Annotated in this window: 19 protein-coding genes and 1 pseudogene; 6 read left to right on the top strand and 14 right to left on the bottom strand. The window is 61.0% G+C overall.

Annotation, left to right across the window (positions count from 1 at the left end; translation table 11 throughout):
* The first annotated feature begins 57 nt into the window (after positions 1–57).
* The 5 genes and pseudogenes from ACSQ3G_RS19890 (at position 58) to bfr (ending at position 6,813) form a co-directional block, all read left to right on the top strand.
* On the top strand, positions 58–996 hold the full coding sequence (locus ACSQ3G_RS19890; RefSeq protein WP_436111261.1) for an ImuA family protein: 939 nt from the start codon (positions 58–60) through the stop codon (positions 994–996).
* Positions 908–2,461, top strand: a complete 1,554-nt coding sequence (locus ACSQ3G_RS19885; RefSeq protein WP_436111745.1) for a Y-family DNA polymerase — start codon at positions 908–910, stop codon at positions 2,459–2,461. Before ACSQ3G_RS19890 ends, ACSQ3G_RS19885 begins: the two co-directional genes overlap by 89 nt.
* Positions 2,458–5,901, top strand: a complete 3,444-nt coding sequence (locus tag ACSQ3G_RS19880; RefSeq protein WP_436111260.1) for an error-prone DNA polymerase — start codon at positions 2,458–2,460, stop codon at positions 5,899–5,901. Before ACSQ3G_RS19885 ends, ACSQ3G_RS19880 begins: the two co-directional genes overlap by 4 nt.
* A gap of 57 nt (positions 5,902–5,958) precedes the next feature.
* Positions 5,959–6,362, top strand: a pseudogene (locus ACSQ3G_RS19875) ((2Fe-2S)-binding protein).
* A complete protein-coding gene (gene bfr / locus ACSQ3G_RS19870) occupies positions 6,328–6,813 on the top strand; it encodes a bacterioferritin (RefSeq protein WP_007764418.1) in 486 nt (161 codons plus the stop codon). Before ACSQ3G_RS19875 ends, bfr begins: the two are co-directional and overlap by 35 nt.
* A gap of 116 nt (positions 6,814–6,929) precedes the next feature.
* Here bfr and ACSQ3G_RS19865 read toward each other — a convergent pair whose 3' ends face one another.
* The 10 genes from ACSQ3G_RS19865 to obgE form a co-directional block, all read right to left on the bottom strand.
* Positions 6,930–7,475 (bottom strand): RNA pyrophosphohydrolase, encoded by a 546-nt coding sequence (locus tag ACSQ3G_RS19865; RefSeq protein ID WP_046636733.1) that lies wholly within the window; start codon positions 7,473–7,475, stop codon positions 6,930–6,932.
* A gap of 16 nt (positions 7,476–7,491) precedes the next feature.
* On the bottom strand, positions 7,492–8,691 hold the full coding sequence (locus ACSQ3G_RS19860) for a divergent polysaccharide deacetylase family protein (protein ID WP_436111259.1): 1,200 nt from the start codon (positions 8,689–8,691) through the stop codon (positions 7,492–7,494).
* A gap of 87 nt (positions 8,692–8,778) precedes the next feature.
* Positions 8,779–10,113, bottom strand: a complete 1,335-nt coding sequence (locus ACSQ3G_RS19855; protein WP_046636735.1) for a S41 family peptidase — start codon at positions 10,111–10,113, stop codon at positions 8,779–8,781.
* Positions 10,103–11,518 (bottom strand): murein hydrolase activator EnvC family protein, encoded by a 1,416-nt coding sequence (locus tag ACSQ3G_RS19850; RefSeq protein ID WP_436111258.1) that lies wholly within the window; start codon positions 11,516–11,518, stop codon positions 10,103–10,105. The genes ACSQ3G_RS19855 and ACSQ3G_RS19850 overlap by 11 nt, the downstream gene beginning before the upstream one ends.
* 91 nt (positions 11,519–11,609) lie before the next feature.
* On the bottom strand, positions 11,610–12,092 hold the full coding sequence (gene rlmH, locus ACSQ3G_RS19845) for a 23S rRNA (pseudouridine(1915)-N(3))-methyltransferase RlmH (RefSeq protein ID WP_105404414.1): 483 nt from the start codon (positions 12,090–12,092) through the stop codon (positions 11,610–11,612).
* A gap of 108 nt (positions 12,093–12,200) precedes the next feature.
* A complete protein-coding gene (rsfS, locus tag ACSQ3G_RS19840) occupies positions 12,201–12,632 on the bottom strand; it encodes a ribosome silencing factor (protein ID WP_046636738.1) in 432 nt (143 codons plus the stop codon).
* 150 nt (positions 12,633–12,782) lie between these two features.
* Positions 12,783–13,379 carry a nicotinate-nucleotide adenylyltransferase gene (locus tag ACSQ3G_RS19835; protein ID WP_284707036.1) on the bottom strand — a complete coding sequence of 199 codons (597 nt, stop codon included), beginning with the start codon at positions 13,377–13,379 and terminating at the stop codon, positions 12,783–12,785.
* A gap of 42 nt (positions 13,380–13,421) precedes the next feature.
* On the bottom strand, positions 13,422–14,705 hold the full coding sequence (locus tag ACSQ3G_RS19830; RefSeq protein ID WP_436111257.1) for a glutamate-5-semialdehyde dehydrogenase: 1,284 nt from the start codon (positions 14,703–14,705) through the stop codon (positions 13,422–13,424).
* Positions 14,698–15,876: a glutamate 5-kinase gene (proB, locus tag ACSQ3G_RS19825; protein WP_436111256.1), complete on the bottom strand. Its 1,179-nt coding sequence runs from the start codon at positions 15,874–15,876 to the stop codon at positions 14,698–14,700. Before proB ends, ACSQ3G_RS19830 begins: the two co-directional genes overlap by 8 nt.
* On the bottom strand, positions 15,873–16,934 hold the full coding sequence (gene obgE / locus ACSQ3G_RS19820) for a GTPase ObgE (protein ID WP_436111255.1): 1,062 nt from the start codon (positions 16,932–16,934) through the stop codon (positions 15,873–15,875). Before obgE ends, proB begins: the two co-directional genes overlap by 4 nt.
* Before the next feature lie 114 nt (positions 16,935–17,048).
* Between obgE and ACSQ3G_RS19815 the strand changes: the two genes are divergently transcribed.
* Entirely contained in the window at positions 17,049–17,912 is an 864-nt protein-coding gene (locus ACSQ3G_RS19815) for an endonuclease/exonuclease/phosphatase family protein (RefSeq protein ID WP_436111254.1), read from the top strand.
* Between the two features lie 45 nt (positions 17,913–17,957).
* Here ACSQ3G_RS19815 and ACSQ3G_RS19810 read toward each other — a convergent pair whose 3' ends face one another.
* The 4 genes from ACSQ3G_RS19810 to rplU all read right to left on the bottom strand — a co-directional run bounded on the left by ACSQ3G_RS19810 (position 17,958) and on the right by rplU (position 19,920).
* A complete protein-coding gene (locus ACSQ3G_RS19810; protein WP_436111253.1) occupies positions 17,958–18,545 on the bottom strand; it encodes a GNAT family N-acetyltransferase in 588 nt (195 codons plus the stop codon).
* Positions 18,542–19,177, bottom strand: coding sequence for a GNAT family N-acetyltransferase (locus ACSQ3G_RS19805; RefSeq protein ID WP_046606681.1), 636 nt, complete (start codon positions 19,175–19,177; stop codon positions 18,542–18,544). The genes ACSQ3G_RS19810 and ACSQ3G_RS19805 overlap by 4 nt, the downstream gene beginning before the upstream one ends.
* A 129-nt stretch (positions 19,178–19,306) precedes the next feature.
* The gene (gene rpmA, locus ACSQ3G_RS19800) at positions 19,307–19,576 is read right to left on the bottom strand and encodes a 50S ribosomal protein L27 (RefSeq protein WP_105430487.1); all 270 of its coding nucleotides are present in this window, start codon (positions 19,574–19,576) and stop codon (positions 19,307–19,309) included.
* Positions 19,577–19,608: 32 nt separating this feature from the next.
* Positions 19,609–19,920 (bottom strand): 50S ribosomal protein L21, encoded by a 312-nt coding sequence (gene rplU / locus ACSQ3G_RS19795; RefSeq protein WP_007757413.1) that lies wholly within the window; start codon positions 19,918–19,920, stop codon positions 19,609–19,611.
* Positions 19,921–19,964: the final 44 nt, after the last annotated feature.

Here is a 19,964-nt window from a genome sequence, read left to right as displayed (position 1 = left end):
GCCAGCTCTGGAATCCATAAGAACATAAAGAGAACGTGTACGAATGGAGCTGACGCCATGGCCGAGCACGCCACGGCGCAGGAGACGCTTTTTGCCCTGCGCGAACAGATCGCCAGATTGGAAGGAAAATCTCTCCCGGCGCTTGCCGCGGCGGAACAGGCGGACTTGGCCGCTGATCCGGAAGGCCAGAAAGCCAGGAATAATCAACCGCGTTTGCCATTCGGCATACCGCCGATGGATACCGCGTTGGAAGGTGGCCTGCCGCTCGACGGCATCACGGAAATCCGCTCGCTGCTGATGGGAGATGCCGGAGCAGCAAGCGGCTTTGCTCTCTCGCTGGCCTCTCACCTGAAAGCGAGACAACTAGGCGACGCGCCGGTTCTGTGGATCGGCGATGTCGTGTCCACGCAGGAGGCCGGAATTCCCTATTCCGTCGGCCTCAAACAGTTCGGATTGAGCCAGCGGGATGTTCTTTACGCCTCTCCGCGCAAGCTGGACGATGCCCTGTGGCTTGCGGAGACTGCGGTGGCCAGCGGGGCTGTTGTCGCCATCATTCTCGAAATCCGGGGCAACCCCAGGCATTTCGGTCTCACCGAAAGCCGCAGGCTGGGTCTGAGGGCAAAGGCGGCGGGACGGCCGCTCTTTCTGCTGCGGCATGCGGGAGAGGAGGAGGCAAGCAGCGCCTCGTTCCGCTTCCTTGTCGAACCGGCGCCGGCGGCTCGCCGGCATCTTCCGGAGGGATCCGAGCTTGGCGGCAGCATCGGTCATCCCGTTTTCAGGCTGACCCTGGAGAAGAGCCGCATCCCGGCTCCGCTATCCCTACTTCTGGAGTGGAATCCCCATGACCGTCAATTTTCCCTCGGCCGAGAGGCAGGAGAGGCTTTCTCTTTCCGCAACCCGCCAGCGCATCCTGGCGCTCGTCTTCCCGCACCTGCCGACCGACAGGATCGCGCGCCGGCTCTGGGGGCTGTCGTGGCGTTCGAAAGGGCGTCCTGAACATCATCCACCGATCCTCTGTGCCGGCCGGCGCGAAAACGCCATGCGGCTCACAGCGCTCGACGAGGTTTCCGAACGTCTCGGGCTGAAGCGTGGGCAGGGGTTGGCGGAAGCGCGCGCCATGTTTCCGAAGATCGACGTGGTGGACGAGGATGGCGCGGCGGACCAGGGCCTTCTTGAGGCGATCGCCGATTGGTGCGATCGTTATACACCGCTGGTGGCGCTGGACGGCCGCGAAGGTCTGTTTCTCGACATAACCGGCTGCACCCACCTCTTCGGTGGCGAGGAGGCTCTGCTCAAGGACATCCTTGGCCGACTTTTGCAGATGGGATTCGATGTCAAAGGGGCGATCTCCTCGTCGCCAGGCCTGTCCTGGGCCGCCTGTCGCTTCGGTCGCGGCGGCGTGATTGCCGACCAAGTGACGGAGGCGGTGCTGGCGCCGCTGCCGGTCAACGCTTTGCGTATCGATGAGGCCACCATCGCAGCGCTCTACAAGCTCGGACTGAAAAGGATCGGCGACCTTCTGCCGATGCCGCGTGCGCCGTTGGCTCGCCGTTTTGGCATTCATCTATTGCTTCGGCTGGATCAGGCGCTCGGGCACAATGAGGAAGCCATCTCGCCTCGCCGTCCCGTGGCTGCCCTTTCCGCCGAGCGACGGCTCGCCGAACCGATCCAGGCGGAAGAACATATTCTGCAGCTGGCCGGCCAGATTGCCATTTCGTTGAAATCGGAACTGGAAGCCCGTGGTGTCGGGGGGCGTGTTTTCGAACTGGTGCTTTTCCGGGTCGATGGCCGGGTGTTTCGCATCGCCGCCGGTGCCTCGCAGCCGTTGCAGGATCCGAAACGGATCTCTTCGCTGTTTTCCGAGCGCCTGAACGCCGTGCACGATGACCTCGATGCAGGCTTTGGTTTCGAGCTCCTGCGTCTCAACGTACTACAGCACGACGTCTTCAGGATCTCGCAGGGCGATTTCACCGGCAATGGTGACAGCGAAATCTCGCTCGCCGATTTTATCGACCGGGTCTCGGCCCGGCTCGGGGCCGACTGTCTGCAGATCGCCGACCCCAAACAGAGCCATATGCCGGAGCGCGCGGAAATATTTGTGCCGGCGATCGCGGCACGGATCGTCCGGGAAGAAACCCGGGAGCTTTCCGCCTTCGTGCCGAGAAGCGATCGGCCCTTGCGACTTTTCAGGCATCCGGAGCTCGTGGAAGCCTTTGCGGCAACGGTGCCGGATGGGCCTCCCCGGCGTTTCCGCTGGCGCCGCATCGTCCATGAAGTCATCCGCGCCGAAGGGCCGGAGCGGATTTCGCCGGAATGGTGGCATGACGAGGAGGATGTGGAGGAACGCGATTATTTCAGGCTTGAAAGTGAAGCTGGCCGCCGCTTCTGGATTTTCCGCGCAGGCCATTACGTTGCCGGCAAGGCTGCACCGACCTGGCGGGTGCACGGGATTTTCGCATGACCGGCGCTCCCGCGTTTTTCGAGATCGGCGCCAAGACGAACTTCTCCTTCTTGGAGGGCGCGGCAAGGCCGGAGGAAATGGTTGTTACCGCGAGTGTGCTTGGCCTTTCCGGGCTTGGGATTGCCGATCGGAATTCGGTTGCCGGGGTAGTGCGCGCCCATAGTCAGGTCCGGAATATGAAGGAGACCTACGAGCGTCAGAAGAAGGAAGGCAGGAAAGAAGACGAAGAAGAGGCGATCGAACCTTGCGCCTTTTATCCGGGGGCACGGCTCGTCTTCGCCGATGATACGCCGGACGTGCTGGCCTATCCCCTGAATCGTAAGGGTTGGGCGAATCTCTGTCGTCTCCTGAGTCGCGGAAACCTCAGGACGGAGAAGGGTTCCTGCCTCCTTGAGGAATGGGATCTTCTTGAATGGTGCAAAGAAGAAATGATGCTCGCCGTCGTTCCGGATTTTTCGCGTGCTGCAGACGCCCGGTATCTGGTTGACCTGAATAAAAAGCTGAAGGACTATCGAGAAAAATTCGGCAGAAATATCTATTTCGCCCTGTCGCCGACCTATGACGGGCGGGATAGACTTATCTTTGCGATATTTTCTCGGATGGCTTTCCAAAACCGTCTGCCGTTGATTGCAACGAACCTACCGCTTTTCCATCTTCCTGAACGGCGATCGCTTTCAGACGTCGTGACCGCCATTCGTGAACATGTAACGGTTCAGGAAGCGGGCTTTCGCTTGGCCCCGAACGGAGAGAGGTATATCAAGCAGGCCGCCGAAATGACCCGGCTTTTTCATGCTTATCCGGATGCGATTTCGAACGCGCGAAGTTTTTTCAGCCGCCTGCGTTTTTCTCTTGATGAGCTTAGCCATAATTACCCGGATGAGAGCGTTCCGGGTGAAACCGTATCGGAAACCTTGGAGCGTCTTACCTGGGAGGGCGCCAGGTGGCGTTATCCGGATAAGATCCCCGAGAAGGTTTCCGAGCAGATCAGGTATGAGCTCAATCTCATCAAGGAGATGCAATACGAGCCTTATTTCCTGACGGTTCGCCACATCGTCTGGCATGCCCGCTATGAGTTGAAGATCCTCTGCCAGGGGCGTGGCTCAGCGGCCAATTCCAGCGTCTGTTATTGTCTCGGCATTACCGAAGTCGATCCGACATCCACGACACTGCTCTTTGAACGCTTCATTTCGACCGAACGAAACGAACCGCCGGATATCGATGTCGATTTTGAACATGCGCGGCGCGAGGAGGTGATCCAGTACATTTATCAGCATTATGGCTTTCGCCATGCCGGCCTGACGGCGGCGGTTACGAGTTATCGGACCCGAATGGCCGGCCGTGAGGTTGCCAAGGCTTTTGGGCTCTCAGAGGATGTACAGGCGGCACTTTCGAGCACGGTGTGGGGTTGGTCGGATGAAGGCACGTCGGAAAGAGACGCAAAAGCCGCGGGTCTCGACACTGCCGACTTTGTGACAAAACAGGTTCTTTCGCATGCGCAGGAACTTATGGGTTTCCCGCGCCATCTCACCCAGCATGTCGGCGGTTTCCTGATCACGCGCGACCGGCTTGACGAAATCGTGCCGATCATGAAAACGGCCATGCCGGGCCGTTACATGATCGAATGGGACAAGGATGATCTCGACACCCTGAAGCTCCTGAAGATAGACGTGCTGGCGCTCGGCATGCTGACCTGCCTCAAAAAAGCGTTCGATCTGATGCAGCAGCATTATCAGGTCAATGAGACATTGGCCGGATTGCAGCAGCGGCCCGAGAAGGCTGTTTACGACATGATCTGCCGTGCGGACACGATCGGGGTTTTCCAGATCGAGAGCCGGGCGCAGATGAGCATGTTGCCAAGGCTGAGACCCGAAAAATTTTATGACCTTGTTGTCGAAGTGGCGATTGTCAGACCTGGTCCCATCCAGGGAAACATGGTCCATCCGTATCTAAAACGGCGCGAAGCCCAACGGAACAAACAGCCGATCGAATATCCCAGTCCGGAATTGGAAAAGGTCCTTGAACGCACGCTAGGCGTCCCTCTCTTTCAAGAGCAGGCAATGCAGATTGCAATAACTGCAGCCGGTTTTTCTCCTGAAAAAGCGGACAAGCTACGTCGATCGATGGCAACGTTCAAGCGATCGGGAAGAGTGGAGGAATTTAAGAACGATTTTGTTGCAGGTATGCTGAAAAACGAGCGTTATTCCAAGGAATTCGCAGAAAGCTGCTTCAGCCAGATCCAGGGCTTTGCAGAATACGGCTTTCCGGAAAGTCATGCGGCGTCATTCGCTTTGCTTGTCTACGTATCCTCCTGGATCAAGGCCTATTACCCGGATGTTTTCTGTACGGCGATGTTGAATTCGCAGCCAATGGGCTTTTATGCGCCAGCGCAGCTCGTTCGCGATGCGCGGGAGCATGGCGTTAAGATCCTTCCGGTCGATATCAACAAATCGGAATGGGACTGTACCTTGGAAGAAACCGCCTTCGACAAAACCGCGATCGATAAGCGTCACGAATCCATGCGGGATGTTATCAGGACGAGATATGCTGTGCGACTGGGTTTCCGCCAGGTCAAAGGCTTAGCAGAAGAGGACATGATCAAGAAATTGATCGCCAATCGCGGGCAGGGATATGAGTCCGTCCACGATCTCTGGATCCGGTCTGGTCTCGACAAATCGGCTATCGAGCGGCTGGCTGATGCTGATGCCTTTGGAGATATTGCGTTATCGCGCCGACAGGCACTTTGGGCAGTTCGTGGTCTCGATGCAAAAAAGACGACCGAGAGCCGATCTCTATTTGATGTTGGGGACAATGCGGATCTCCGGCCGGAACCACAGGCCCAGCTTCCGGAAATGCTGCCCGGGGAACAGGTGGTCGAGGATTACCGCTATCTCTCGCTTTCGCTGAAGGCGCATCCGGTCTCTTTCCTGCGGGAGGAATTCAAGGCGATGGGGATTACCCGGAGCGTCGATCTCTTGACTGTCCCGAACGGGCAGAGAGTGACGATCGGCGGGATCGTTCTCGTCCGGCAGCGGCCGGGTTCGGCCAAGGGCGTCATTTTCATGACGCTGGAAGACGAGACCGGTGTTGCCAATGCGATCGTCTGGTCGAAGATTTTCGAACGTTACCGGCCGGTCGTGATGGGCGCGCGGCTGGTGAAGATCCGGGGGAGGCTGCAAAGCCAGAGCGGCGTCATCCATACCGTGGTCGAGCATATCGAGGATATTACCCCGATGCTGGGTCTGCTGCAGAAGGAGGCAAAGCGGCTCGGCGTATCGGCCCGCTCGGATGAGGCGCTGCAATCGAGCGGCGACCATCGTCAAAAGAGGCGCTCGAATGGAATGGAGGAGGCACGCAGGGGAAGTGCAAAGGAGGCGGTGCCTCGCGATTCCTACGAAGCCGGACCAGGGAGCGTCATGCCGAAAGGCCGCAATTTCCACTAATTACCGATGCAATGATACGATGGAAGAAGCCGTGGGCATGGCAGCCTCCCTTAAGAAGTGACTCATATATGTCGATTCTTTCTTGACATCTCCTGTCCGCTTTCGCAAAAAGAAGATGATACAGGTCATGTTTGGCAGGTCGACCGAGAATGCTGGTTTGCAGTTGCAATTACATCACCGACAGGGAAATCAAGGACGTCATCACGCAGCTCCTTGACGACGACTGTTGGCAGCTCATCGTACCGTCAAAGGTCTATCACGCCATGGCGAAACGCGGCCGCTGCTGCGGCTGCTTCCCGAGCGTTGTCGACCTGATCATCCGCACAACCGAGGAATATCACGCCGCGCACCACTCGACGGAAGACGAGGTGGTCGTATATATGTCCCGCTTGAGACAATTCCATGAGGAAAACAGGAGAGCGGACATTGAAAGGCGACTCAAAGGTCATCGAGCGGCTTAACGAGGCACTTTTTCTCGAGCTAGGCGCAGTCAACCAGTATTGGCTGCATTATCGCCTGCTGGACGATTGGGGCTTCAAGAAGCTCGCGAAAAAAGAGCGGGCGGAATCGATCGAAGAAATGCATCATGCCGATCGTCTCATCGATCGCATCATCTTTCTCGAAGGCCACCCCAACCTGCAGACGCTTGCCCCGCTGCGCATCGGCCAGAACGTCAAGGAAGTCCTGGAGGCCGATCTTGCCGGCGAATATGATGCCCGCACGGCCTACAAGGCTTCCCGCGATATCTGTCACGCGGCCGGCGACTACGTCTCGATGAAGCTCTTCGAAGAGCTTCTGATGGATGAGGAAGGCCATATCGACTTCCTCGAAACCCAACTCGATCTGCTGGCAAAAATCGGCGAGGAGCGTTACGGCCTCCTCAACGCGGAATCCGCGGATTCTGCCGAATAATCAGCTGCACCTGGACATACAAACCCGGCGAAGCATCCGCTTCGCCGGGTTTTTCATTGCGGCCACGAAGCCGGTTCACATGGAAGCCGGCCGAACCGGAGGCCCGCTCCCGCGGGTCAAAGCCGTTCGGTCGCCACCTTGGCCAGATGGGTGAACTCCGCGACGACCCGATCGTAGACGGCGCGCTTGAAGGGCACGATCAGGCCGGGAAGGTCCGCCATCGGCTTCCATTCCCAGGCATCGAACTCCGGCGCATGTCCGCCAGGCGGCGGGTTGATGGCAATCTCGCTTTCGTCGCCGTCGAAGCGGAAGGCGAACCAGCGCTGGGTCTGGCCGCGATATTTTCCTTTCAGCCCGATGCCGATCAGATGTGCGGGCAGATCGTAATTGATCCAATCCTGCGCCTCGGCAAGCAGGGTGACGGAGCGCATCCCCGTTTCCTCGTAAAGCTCGCGATAGGCGGCGGGAAGCGGGTCTTCACCCTTGTCGATGCCGCCCTGCGGCATCTGCCAGAGCTGCGGCGAGCCGTCATATTCGCTGTTGCCCTGGCTGATGCGCCGGCCGGCCCAGACGAGGCCTGCGTGGTTCAGAACCATGATGCCGACGCACGGGCGATAGGGAAGCTCCTCGGCGACGACCGAACGTTTGTCTTTTTTGCTCATGGATAACTCCGATCGATTACGGTCCGACGCTTTCGCTCGCGAGCGACGAGACGCCGACAATCTCGATACCGCGCTGCGAGGCTTCCTCGCTCCATTGCCTTATCGCATCGATGCTCTCGTCGAAAGCCGAGGCGATGCCGATCGCCGTGCCCTTACGGCCGGCAATGCGCTCCAGTTCGTCGAGTTTCTTGAGGATGGCGTCCTTCTGCAACTGCCCGTCAAGCGTCAGATCGCCAAAGGCATGGGGCAGTTCTATCGCCTTGGCAACGATCGCCGTCTTCGACTGCGCGGATGTCCCGTCGTCGAGGAAAAGCAGTCCCCGCTTGGAAATATCGCGCAGGACCGGCTCCAGCGCGCCGGCATCCGAGAGATAGCGGCCGCCGAGATAGTTCATCACGCCGGTATAGTTGGTAATCTCACCCATGGCCCGGTGAAGGCGGCCGAGATTATCCTTCGCTGACATCTTGGTCAGCAGCGTCCCAGGCCCGGGATCGTTCGCCGGGTAATCGAACGGTTCAAACGGCACCTGGATCAGGATTTCGTGGCCGGCGCGGCGGGCTTCCTGCATCCAGCGCTGCAGGCTGTTGCCGCTGACGGCAAAGGCGAGCGTCACAGTCGGCGGCAGGTCGCGGATCGCCCGCTGGGTGCCTGTCTGGCTGAGGCCAAGACCGCCGACGACGATCGCGATGCGGGTTCCGCGCGCGCCTGACCAGGGGCGCGCATATTGATCCATCGGCCGCTGCCCGCCGGGTCCGACAATAGGCAGCCGGCCATGGGGCGAATCCTCCAGAAGCGCGTCGTTGGGCTGGGCAGCCACGCGGGGGTCCTGGCCGATCCGCTGGGTGCCGATCATCACCGCTCCGCTGCCGTCGCGCGGGCGGGGGGTGTACTTGGTCACCACCGAACCGTCATCGGTGAGCGTCCGCTCGATATTGGCGCCGGAACCGGGATCGGAACGAGGCATGCCGGCGGATGGCAGCGGCGCCGCGTTCGGGTCGGGTTTGGTGGAAGGCTGGGTCGGTTCCGGCTTGGAAGCGGCCGGAAGGTTGGAAGCGGTTTGCTTCAGGGCATCATCGCCGCGCATGGCGTAGAGCGAAAGCCCCAGGACGCCGGCAACCGCCAGTATCGCGAAAACGATTGCGAGAGAAAACCTTCGGTTCCGTCGCCGAGCGGCCGGCCGGTTCTGTCCGAGCGGTGCATGGAGATCGGTGCCCAAGGTCTGTTCCGCGTTTCTTCTGCAGATACGAAGAACCGGCCAGCGAGACGTTTTCGACGCGTCACGCTGGCCGGCCCGATGATGTCTTTACTTCTTGATCGTGGCTGCCGCCGCCTTATCCGGGCTTGGCGGGAAGGACGGATCCTTCTTGGCGCCGCGGAAGAGGTCGAGTGCATAGTTGAGCTGGATGTCGTCCTTGGCTTCCGGCGGCACGTAGGCTGCGGAACCGGAACCTTCGTCGGTCTCGGCTGCACCCTGGATGTGGCCGCGCAGGCTGGATTCGCCCTCAGCCCGGATCTTGCCCTGCAGTTCCGCCGGCAGCGGCTGATCGACCTTGATGTCCGGCTGGATGCCGGTGCCCTGGATCGACTTGCCCGACGGCGTGTAATAGAGCGCGGTGGTCAGACGCAGCGCGCCGGCATCGCCGAGCGGGATGATCGTCTGAACCGAACCCTTGCCGAAGGAACGCGTACCGAGAACCGTGGCACGGCGCAGATCCTGGAGCGCACCGGCGACGATTTCCGAAGCGGAAGCAGAGCCGCCGTTGACAAGCACGATGACCGGCTTGCCGTCGGTCAGATCGCCGGGGCCGGCGTTGAAGCGGCGGGTCTCGTCGGCATTGCGGCCGCGGGTCGAAACCACTTCGCCACGTTCCAGGAAGGCGTCGGAAACGTTGATCGCCTGATCGAGCAGACCGCCCGGGTTGAGGCGCAGGTCGAGCACGTAGCCCTTCAGCTTGTCGGCCGGGACATCCGCCTTGATCTTCTTGATCGCCTTTTCGAGGTCGTCATAGGTCTTCTCGGTGAAGGAGATGACGCGGACATAACCGACATCGCCGCCTTCGACACGGGACTTCACGGCGCGGACCGCGATGATGTCGCGTACCACGGTGATGTCGAGCGGCTTGTCGGCGCCCTGACGGATGATCGTCAGCTTGATGGGGGTGTTGATGCCGCCGCGCATCTTTTCGACGGCTTCTTCGAGCTTCAGGCCGCGCACCGGCGCGCCATCGATCTCGGAGATGAAGTCGCCTGCCAGAATGCCGGCCTTGGAAGCGGGCGTATCGTCGATCGGCGCTATGACCTTGACGAGTTCGTTCTCCATCGTCACCTCGATGCCGAGGCCGCCGAACTCGCCACGCGTCTGCGTGCGCATGTCTTCGGCATCCTTGGCATTCATGAAGCTCGAATGGGGGTCGAGCGAGGTCAGCATGCCGTTGATGGCGTTCTCGACCAGCTTTTCCTCATCCGGCGGCGTCACATACTGGGCGCGGACCCGTTCGAACACGTCGCCGAAGATCGACAATTCCCGGTAGGTCGAAGGGCCGGCGGCCTGCGCCGGCACACCGGCCGAATAAATCACGCTCATCGCGGTCGCACCCAAGAGTGCACCGACGATGACAAGAGAAGCCCTACGAATCATTTCGTGCCCTTCCAGTTTCTTTCGAGGTCCACCACGGCTTGGAATCGAGCGGTGTGCCATCTTTTCGGAATTCAATGTAAAGCGTTGGACGATCTGTTTCCAGCGCCAATGCGGTTGCGCTTGCCACTCTTTTCTCACCCATCACGGCAATGGGTTCACCTGCGAAAACGAACTTGCCCTGCCGTGCATTCACAACGTCCATGCCGGTCAGAACCAGATGGTATCCATCTCCGGCATTGAGGATGATCATCTGTCCGTAACTCCGGAAGGCTCCGGCGAAAACCACCAAGCCGTCAGCCGGCGCCGTCACCACCGCACCCGCGTTCGAAGCAACAGTCATGCCTCTCGCCGTGTGCCCCGTCCCGTCGGCGTCGCCGAACCACCGCAATACATCTCCGGCGACCGGAAGCTCCAGCTTCTGCTTGAGGCTTGAAAACGCGTATGCGGGCGCAATGCGGTTTTTGTCAGGCACACCGCTTTGGGCAAGCTGCTTTGCCCTTTCGCGCTCGGCGTCCGACATCATGCGCTGGCGTTCTTCCTCGGCGCGTGCCTGGTCGATTGCCTCGCGCACCGAGGCGATTTCGCCTTCGAACGACTGGATGAGGTTCTCAAGCGTGGTGGCGCGGTCGGTGAGTTCCTCGGAGCGGCGGCGCTCGGCGTCGAGATCGGCCGTGTTGCGCTTGTTCAACTTTTCGTTTTCTGCAAGCAGCAGGGCCATGCGCCGGTCCTCTTCGAGGCTCGCGGCAATGGTGGTGGAAACGGTGGTCTTCTCGGTCATCGCCAAGGCCTGGAGAGAGGCCAGGGACTGAAGGTCGGCAACGAGCTTGTCCGCCTCGTGGCGCATGCCGGGAACGACGGCGCCGAGGAGGATTGCGCTGCGAACCGAGGCGAGCGCATCGTCCGGCGTCACCAGAAGTGCCGGAGGAGGATTGCGGCCCATGCGCTGGAGGGCTGCGAGCACTTCGGCCAGCACCGCGCGTCGGCCGCGCAGGGAGGTGCGGATACCGTCCTCCTTGAGCTTCAGTTCGGTGATCTTCTTTCCGCTGTCGAGGATCTTGGTTTCCAGGCTCTTGCGGCGTGCTGCAGAATCAATCAGCGCCTGGCGGACATCGGCGGTGTTCTTCCTGATATCGGCGATGGTTTTTTCGATGGCGGCAGCCCTGTCGCCCGAAATCTTCATGCTCTTGGTCAGGACTTCCAGCTCGCCGCGGGTTTCGTTGCGGCGGCGCTGCAGATCGGCGGTGGGATCGACTGCCGTAGTCGGTGCCGCCTGGGGCACCGTCGGCGAGGCCGCGTTCTGGGCGTGGGCGGTATTGGGGATCTGGAGGGGCGGAACCAGCGCGAAACCGAGACCCGCCGCCAGAAGCAGCGCGCGACGGTACGATATGATCCTGGTTGTCCGCATTCCCGCTCCGCTATTCGCCGGATCGAGAAAGCCTAAGCTGATTTGCCCGGCGGGGCCACAAACAACATCGTGTTTGAAGGTAAACGATCGTTTAAGCCCTGTGATAGGGATGGCCCGAAAGAATGGTGACGGCGCGATAGAGCTGCTCGGCGATCAGAATGCGGACCAGTTGATGAGGCCATGTCATCGAGCCGAGGTTGAGCACCATGTCGGCCCGTTCGCGCAAGTCCGGATCGAGCCCGTCGGCGCCGCCGATCGCCAGCATCAGGTCGCGTTTGCCGCTGTCGCGATATCGGCCGATCGTGGCCGCAAAAGCCTCGCTGTCGAGCGCCTTGCCGCGTTCGTCGAGGAGAATGAGAACTGCGCCTTCGGGAAGCACCTTCTCAAGCGCGCCGGCTTCCTCGCGCTTGCGGGTATCGGCATTCGCCGCCCGGCTTTCCTGGATCTCGATCTGTTTCGACAATTCCAGACCCACCGCCGGGCCAGCCTTGGCGAAGCGGTCGAGATATCGGGACGCAAGTTCCTTCTCCGGTCCGGTCTTTAGCCGTCCCACGGCGAAAAGGCTTATTCGCATGTCCTGATCCGTTGATTTTAGGGCCGAAAATTCCACCTTGCGGCGAGTTCGCACCCAGCCGCATGGTTTCGACCTCAGTCCGACCGGTTCAGGGAATGCCCGAACCTGTCAGTGCAGCAATGTGCCTTCCTGGATATCCGGCGTCGCCCACATCTTTTCGATGTTGTAGAACGCGCGGATTTCAGGCCGGAACACGTGGACGATGATGTCACCGGTGTCAATGAGCACCCAGTCACCCGTCTCCTGTCCTTCGACGCGGGCTGTTCCAAGCCCCTCGTCCTTCAGATCGGAAATCAGGTGATCGCTGATGGCCATGACATGCCGGTTCGATCGTCCGGAGACAACGACCATGTAGTCCCCGAGCGCTGATTTTCCAGCAATGTTGATGGTGACAATCTCTTCAGCTTTGGAGTCCTCGAGACTTGCGAGGACCAGTTCGAGAGCGCGGGCGGCAGCATCGGCGCCACGTTCCAGGCTCTGCGGGAGAACGGAGGCCGTCCTGCCCTTGGCGTGTACTGTTGTCAGGGTTTGTCCTTTCATCCGGGTAACAGCAACAGGCACTTGAAGCGAATCCGATTCACGCTCGGCCGCTGTATTTAAGGTGGCATCGAATTCTTAATCTTTCAAGAGAGCGTCCGAAAAGGTGATAGAAAGATGTAGACCCCTTTCGTCACAGCAGCTCGGCCGATGCTAGTCCGATTTCTGGTCGTTTGCGGCGCGGATCGCCGTGGAACTCAGGGCCGAACGCGGGCCGTGAATGAAGGTCCAGGCCGGCGCGCGCCGCTTCCAGAGCGTGCCCGCGTCATCCTCGTCCACCCGGGCGTAATCGAAGGTGCGGGCCATTTTCGACGACAGGAACGACAAAGTCGCTCCGGGGCGGTCGATAACGGCGATCGGGAAGGTCGAGGCGATCGACTGCCACTTCTGCCACAAATGAAAGGTCTTCAGGCTGTCGGCGCCCATCACCCAGACAAAATGCACGAGCGGGTTCCTGGCCTTCACGAAGGAGAGCGTATCGGCGGTATAGGATCCGCCGAGCGTCTTCTCAAAGGCGGTGATCTTGATGCGCGGGTCGTCGATCAACTTTTCGCTCATCGCCAGCCGGTCGCCGAGCAAGGCCAGCCCGGAGCGGCTTTTCAGCGGGTTGCCCGGCGTCACCATCCACCAGAGCTGGTCTAGGCCGAGCCGGCGAAGCGCGATCTCGGCGACCAGGAGGTGACCCTCATGCGGCGGATTGAACGAACCGCCGAACAGGCCGACGGCCATGCCTCGTTCGGCATGCGGCATGACCAGATATCGGCGATCGATGGTCTCTTCCGTCACGCGCGATCAGGGCCGGATCTGGCCGGTGCCGTGCACCCGGTATTTGAACGAGGTCAGCTGTTCGACGCCGACGGGGCCGCGCGCATGCATCTTGCCGGTCGAAATGCCGATCTCGCCGCCCATGCCGAACTCTCCGCCATCGGCGAACTGGGTGGAGGCATTGTGCAGCAGGATCGCTGAGTCGAGTTCGTTGAAGAAACGGGAGACGACCTCAGGATCCTCGGCGATCACCGCCTCCGTATGGTTCGAGGAATAGGTGTTGATGTGGCGGATAGCGCCGGAAATGCCGTCGACGATCGCAACCGAGATGACCGCGTCGAGATATTCGGTGCGCCAGTCTTCGTCCGTCGCTGGCTTGAAGCCTGGAAACACCTTGAGAACGGTGGCCGAGGCGCGGATTTCGCAGCCGGCTTCCGTCAGTGCTTCGAGGACAGGCATCAGATGCGTGCCGATCCCGGCACTGTCGACCAGCAGGGTCTCGGCTGCTCCGCAGACGCCGGTGCGGCGCATCTTGGCGTTGACGATGATCTTCTTGGCCATTTCCAGGTCCGCGGAGGCGTCCAAGTAGATATGGCAGAGGCCTTCAAGATGGGCGAAGACCGGCACACGCGCCTCGTTCTGGACGCGGGCGACGAGGCTCTTGCCCCCACGCGGCACAATCACGTCGATCGCGCCATCGAGGCCCGACAGCATGGCGCCGACGGCGGCGCGGTCGGTGGTCGGCACGATCTGGATCGCGTGTTCCGGAAGGCCCGCCGCCTTCAGGCCGGCGACGAGGCAATCGTGGATCGCCTCCGAGGACCGGGCCGAATCGGAACCGCCGCGCAGGATCACGGCATTGCCGGCCTTGAGGCAGAGCGCGCCGGCATCGGCGGTGACGTTCGGCCGGCTTTCATAGATCACGCCGATGACGCCGAGCGGTGTGCGGACACGCTCGATATGGAGCCCGTTCGGACGGTCCCAGGCGGCGATGACTTCACCGACCGGATCCTTGAACTCGGCGATCTCGCGCAGCGCCTGTGCCATGCCGGCGATCGACTTTTCGGTCAGCGTCAGCCGATCGATGAACGACGGCAGAAGATCCTTGCCCTCGACCTGTTTCAGATCCGCGGCATTGGCGGCGAGGATCTTGTCCCTGTTGCCAAGGATCGCGTCCGCCATGGCCTGGAGCGCCTTATTCTTTGCTTCGGTCGAAGCCGTTGCGAGCTCGCGGGCCGCAGCCTTCGCATTGCGACCTATCTCGCCCATCACGGCGGCGACGTCGCCTGCCTTTGCAACCATATCAAGCATGGGCGGCATCCTCCTTGCGGTCTTCTTTTTTGGCTTTACGTTTCGCCGGCCCGGTCATCACCAGGTCGTCGCGATGGACCATGGCGGCGCGGCCGGCATAACCGAGGATCGCTTCGATCTCGCCGGACTTCCGCCCGGTGATCTGGCGGGCCTCTTCTGCGTCGTAGCTCACGAGCCCTCGGGCGATCTCGCGACCGTCGACGCCGATGATCGCGACCGTGTCGCCGCGATGGAAATGGCCGTTGATGCGGCGTACGCCGGCGGGCAGCAGGCTTTTGCCGGTGCCGAGCGCGGTTTCAGCGCCTTCGTCGACGAAAAGTTCGCCGGCCGGTTGAAGCTGGCCCGCGATCCAGGTTTTCCGTGCAGTCACTGGGGTCCCGGAGGGCGCGAACCAGGAGGAGCGGGCACCCTGTTCAATCGCGCGCAGCGGATGCTCCATCTTGCCGGATGCGATAATCATGGCGCAGCCGGCGCCGGTGGCGATCTTGCCAGCGTCGATCTTGGTGCGCATTCCGCCGCGCGACAGTTCGGACGCAGCGCCGCCGGCCATGGCTTCGATCTCCGGCGTGATCGCGGGCACGAGTTCCAGGAATTTGGCGTCGGGGTCGAGATGCGGCGGAGCAGTGTAAAGGCCGTCGATATCGGATAGGAGCACGAGCAGGTCGGCGCTGGTCATGGTGGCGACGCGGGCGGCGAGGCGATCGTTGTCGCCGTAACGGATTTCGGTCGTGGCGACCGTATCGTTCTCGTTGATGATCGGCACGGCGCCGATCTTCAGAAGCTGGTTGATGGTGGCACGGGCGTTGAGGTAACGGCGACGTTCCTCCGTGTCCCCCAGCGTCAGTAGGATCTGACCTGCCACGATCTTGTCACGGGAGAGGCTTTCCGACCAGGCGCGGGCAAGCGCGATCTGGCCGACCGCCGCCGCTGCCTGGCTCTCTTCGAGCTTCAGTGCGCCCGAGGGCAGGTCGAGCACGGTGCGGCCCATGGCGATGGCGCCTGAAGAGACGACCAGAACGTCGATGCCTCTCGCCTTCAACGCGGCGATATCGGCGCAGATGGCGTCGAGCCATTGCGACTTCAGGCCCCTCTTGCGGTCGACGAGCAATGCCGAGCCGATCTTGATGACGATACGGCGATGGCCGACGAGAGGCTTGCGGACTGCCGTCATGCGTCCTCGTCCTCATCGAGATCCTGGATGGGGGTCGAACGATCGGGCAGCGCGGTTTCGTTGACGCCGCTCGCCTCGACGATCACGTCGCGCAGCGCGCGCAGCACCTCGGTCATGCCCTTGCCGGTGACGGCGGAGATCAGGAACGGCGTCTGGCCGCAGGCCTTTTCCAGTTCCTTCGCCTTCTTCTTCAGCTCCTTGTCGTCGAGCACGTCGATCTGCGACAGCGCCACGATGACCGGCTTGTCGATCAGGCCACCGCCATAGGCTTCAAGTTCATGCTTTACCGTCTTGTACGCCTTGCCGACCTTTTCCTCGACGGAGGAGACCAGATGCAGGAGCACGCGGGTGCGCTCGACATGGCCCAGGAACCGGTCGCCGATGCCGACACCCTCATGGGCGCCTTCGATCAGGCCGGGAATATCCGCGAGCACGAATTCGCGGCCGTCGATGGTGGCGACGCCGAGATTGGGATGCAGCGTCGTGAACGGGTAGTTGGCGATCTTCGGACGGGCGCGGGTGACGCTGGCAAGGAATGTCGACTTGCCGGCATTCGGCATTCCGACGAGGCCGGCATCGGCGATCAGCTTCAGCCGCAGCCAGATAGTTTTTTCCTCGCCCTCAAGGCCAGGATTGGCCCAGTTCGGCGCCTGGTTGGTCGCGCTCTTGAAATGGGTATTGCCGAAGCCGCCATTGCCGCCCTTGGCGAGCCGGAACCTTTGGCCTTCGCGGGTCAGGTCGATGATCAGCGTCTCGTTGTCTTCCTCGAAGATCTGGGTGCCGACGGGCACTTTCAACGTCACTTCGCCGCCATTGGCGCCGGTGCGGTTGCGGCCCATGCCGTGGGTGCCGGTCTGGCCCTTGAAATGCTGCTGGAAGCGGAAATCGATCAGGGTGTTGAGGCCGTTGACGGCCTCCACCCAGACGTCGCCGCCGCGTCCGCCGTCACCGCCATCGGGTCCGCCGAACTCGACGAACTTTTCCCGTCGGAACGAGACCGCGCCCGCGCCGCCGTCGCCGGAGCGGATATAGACTTTTGCCTCGTCGAGAAATTTCATCTTGTCGCCGTCAGTCTTGTGTTAGTCGGGATGCCTGTCGCTTCAGGTAGGGCGCTCAGTGCATGTCGATAGGGGTTTCGATATCGTCGGTTGGGGCGGAGGTCAAAGAATATCATGAAGTTCGTCAGCTATAACATTCAATACGGGGTCGGCATGGATGGCGTGTTCGATCCCGAACGCATCGCCGCGAGTATCGAGGGAGCGGATGTGATCGCGCTTCAGGAAGTGACCCGCGGTTTCCCCAGGAACGGCCATGTGGATCTTGTCGCCCGCTTCTCGGATCTGTTTCCGGACCATTTTCATGTCTATGGCGCACCTTGCGACCTGCTGCTCGACGTCTCGGTCGAGAACGGCCGCCGCATCGAGCGCCGCTCCCAGTTCGGCAACATGATCCTGTCGCGCTGGCCGATCCTTGCCACCCGCCATCTTCTGCTGCCCCGCAGCCGCACCGTCGAGATGCTCAACCTGCAGCGCGGCGCGCTGGAAGCGGTCATCGTCGCACCCGGCGGGCCGCTTCGGGTCTATTCCGTCCACCTCGATCATGTCTCTGCCGATGAACGGCTCGGCCAGATCCGTTATCTGAAAGAGCGGGTGGTCAACTTCACCTCCGAGGGTGGTTCGCTCACCGGCGGCGCCGAAGAGGGTTTCCCCGATCTGCCGCTGCCGGAGGATTTCCTGCTGATGGGGGATTTCAACATGGAGCCGGAATCGACGGAATATATCGCCCTGGCCGGCCAGCGGGACCGTTATTACGGCCGCGTCCTGCGCGCCAACGAACCCGTCGACGTGCTGGACCGCCTTGGGTCGGTAACGCCGGAGACCTATACCTGGGCGAAGCCGCCGGGTGACGGGCCGATAAAGATGCATCTCGATCATTGCTTCGTGAATGCCGGGCTGGTGCCGCGGTTGAAAAACGCCTGGATCGACAATGAGGCGCCTGGTTCCGACCATTTCCCGGTCTGGGTCGAGGTCGAGTGAGTGATCCGGCGGAGTTTTCTCCGCCGGATCTTTGTTACCGGAGCGTCACGGTCGGGCCGGCCGCCGGAAATCCTCGGGCAGAAGCATGGTCTCGATATGCGGGACCAGGCGGTTGCGCGACAGGCTGAAGAGTTGGTTCGCATCGACGATGGTGAAGCCGAGCTTCTTCTGGACGTTCAGCGAGGCCAGATTGTCCGCAAAGGCGCCGGAAAAGACCTGCGCTTCCGGCATCCGCCGGAAGAAACGTTCCAGCGCCCCGGCTACCGCTTCGGTCATGTAGCCCCGATCCCAGTAGAGCCGGTTCAGCCAGTAGCCTAGACGCCATTGACCGCGTCTCGGTTCCAGGCAGACGGCGCCGATATGGGTGTCGTCACCGGTGGTGATCGCCAGCGTCCAGTCCGGCAGGATGCCGGATGCATGCGGGACGAGCCAGTCCAGCGCGTCCTGGCGATCATAGGGCTGCGGCACCCGCGCCAGCATGCGGGCGACCTTGAAATCGCCGAGCGATTCGGCAATCGCCGTCGCATCGGTGATCTTGTGCGGGCGAAGAACCAGCCTTTCCGTGGTGATGACCGGGCAGGGGCCGGGCGTCGTGACAGTCGAACTCGTCTTCTGGAGGACGGCGGCGTTCATCGCAGTTCTCCCCAGCTTCTCAAGGACATCCAGGTCTTGCGGTCGAGCCGGAACCACTCGACGGCGACCATGCCGCCAAGCGCTAGGCAATCGATCATGCCGGTGCCCTGGAACTGGAAACCGCATTTCTGGATCACCCGCCGGGAGGCGATGTTGGTCACCCGGCAGCGGGCATCGATATGGTCGATGTTGTTGCGGGTGCGGAAGGCCATGTCGATCAGGGCATGGGCGGCTTCCGTGGCGTAACCCCTGTTCCAATGGGGCTCGCCCAGCCAATAGCCGAGTTCGAGCGTTCTCTCGTCCTGTTGCGGTTCGAGCGCGCAGCAACCGAGAAAGGCGCCGTTGTCTCCTCGCGTGATGGCGTAGACGCATTTGCCAATCTCGCCGGCCTTCGTGCGTCGCACGAAATCGGCTGCGTCTTTAGCCGTATAGGGATGCGGCATACGCGACACCATGGTCGCGATATTCGCATTGTTGGCGAGATGGGCAAGTGCGTCGATGTCTTCTTCGTGGGGCGTGCGCAGAACTAACCTCTGCGACAGTAAGACGGGGCAATCGCTTCTCGACCGGTCGGGTCTTAACCGATCCTCTGGCGGCCGGGATTGGCTCGCCCTCAGTAATTCGCCTTGCATGTTCAGTCCTCCTGTTGGGGCAAAGAAAAAGGGAAGATGGTGGTGTCCCATCTTCCCTTTTTTCTGACTGAACCTTTGGGCGTTCAGCCGGGTCGATGTGACACCGGCTGCTTAAAACGCTTGCCGGCTTTATTCTGCTGCTTCGGCTTTCGGCATTACGGACACGAACACTCGACCATTGGCCTTGGTTCGGTAATTCACATTGCCTTCGGTAAGCGCAAAAATGGTGTGGTCCTTGCCGAGGCCGACATTGGCGCCCGGATGCCACTGCGTGCCGCGCTGGCGCACGATAATGTTGCCCGGAATGACGGCTTCGCCGCCGAACTTCTTCACGCCAAGGCGCTTGGAATTCGAATCGCGACCGTTGCGCGACGAACCGCCAGCTTTTTTATGTGCCATTGGAGTTCTCCTTTACCCTTCGAAACCCGTTGTTAAGCCAAGATGTCCGTGATGCGGACGACCGTGTGATGCTGGCGATGGCCGCGAATCCGCTTGGAATTCTGACGGCGACGCTTCTTGAAGGAAAGAACCTTCTTGCCGCGATTATGCTCGACCACTTCGGCCTTGACCGTCGCACCCGCAACAAAGGGAGCGCCGAACTTGGCATCGGCACCAACGCCGACAACCAGGATTTCATTGAATTCTACGACAGAACCAGCTTCGGCTTCCAGCTTTTCGATGGTGAGCACGTCGTTGGCTGCCACGCGGTACTGTTTACCGCCGGTCTTGATGACTGCGAACATTTTTTATCCTTTCATGTTCGTTCCGGCTCTGCCCTATTTAAAAG

This window comes from Neorhizobium tomejilense, assembly GCF_964254135.1.
GTDB lineage: Bacteria > Pseudomonadota > Alphaproteobacteria > Rhizobiales > Rhizobiaceae > Neorhizobium > Neorhizobium tomejilense.
The sequence above is the reverse complement of the archived record's forward strand: the minus strand, read 5'-3'. Positions and strand labels throughout refer to the sequence as shown.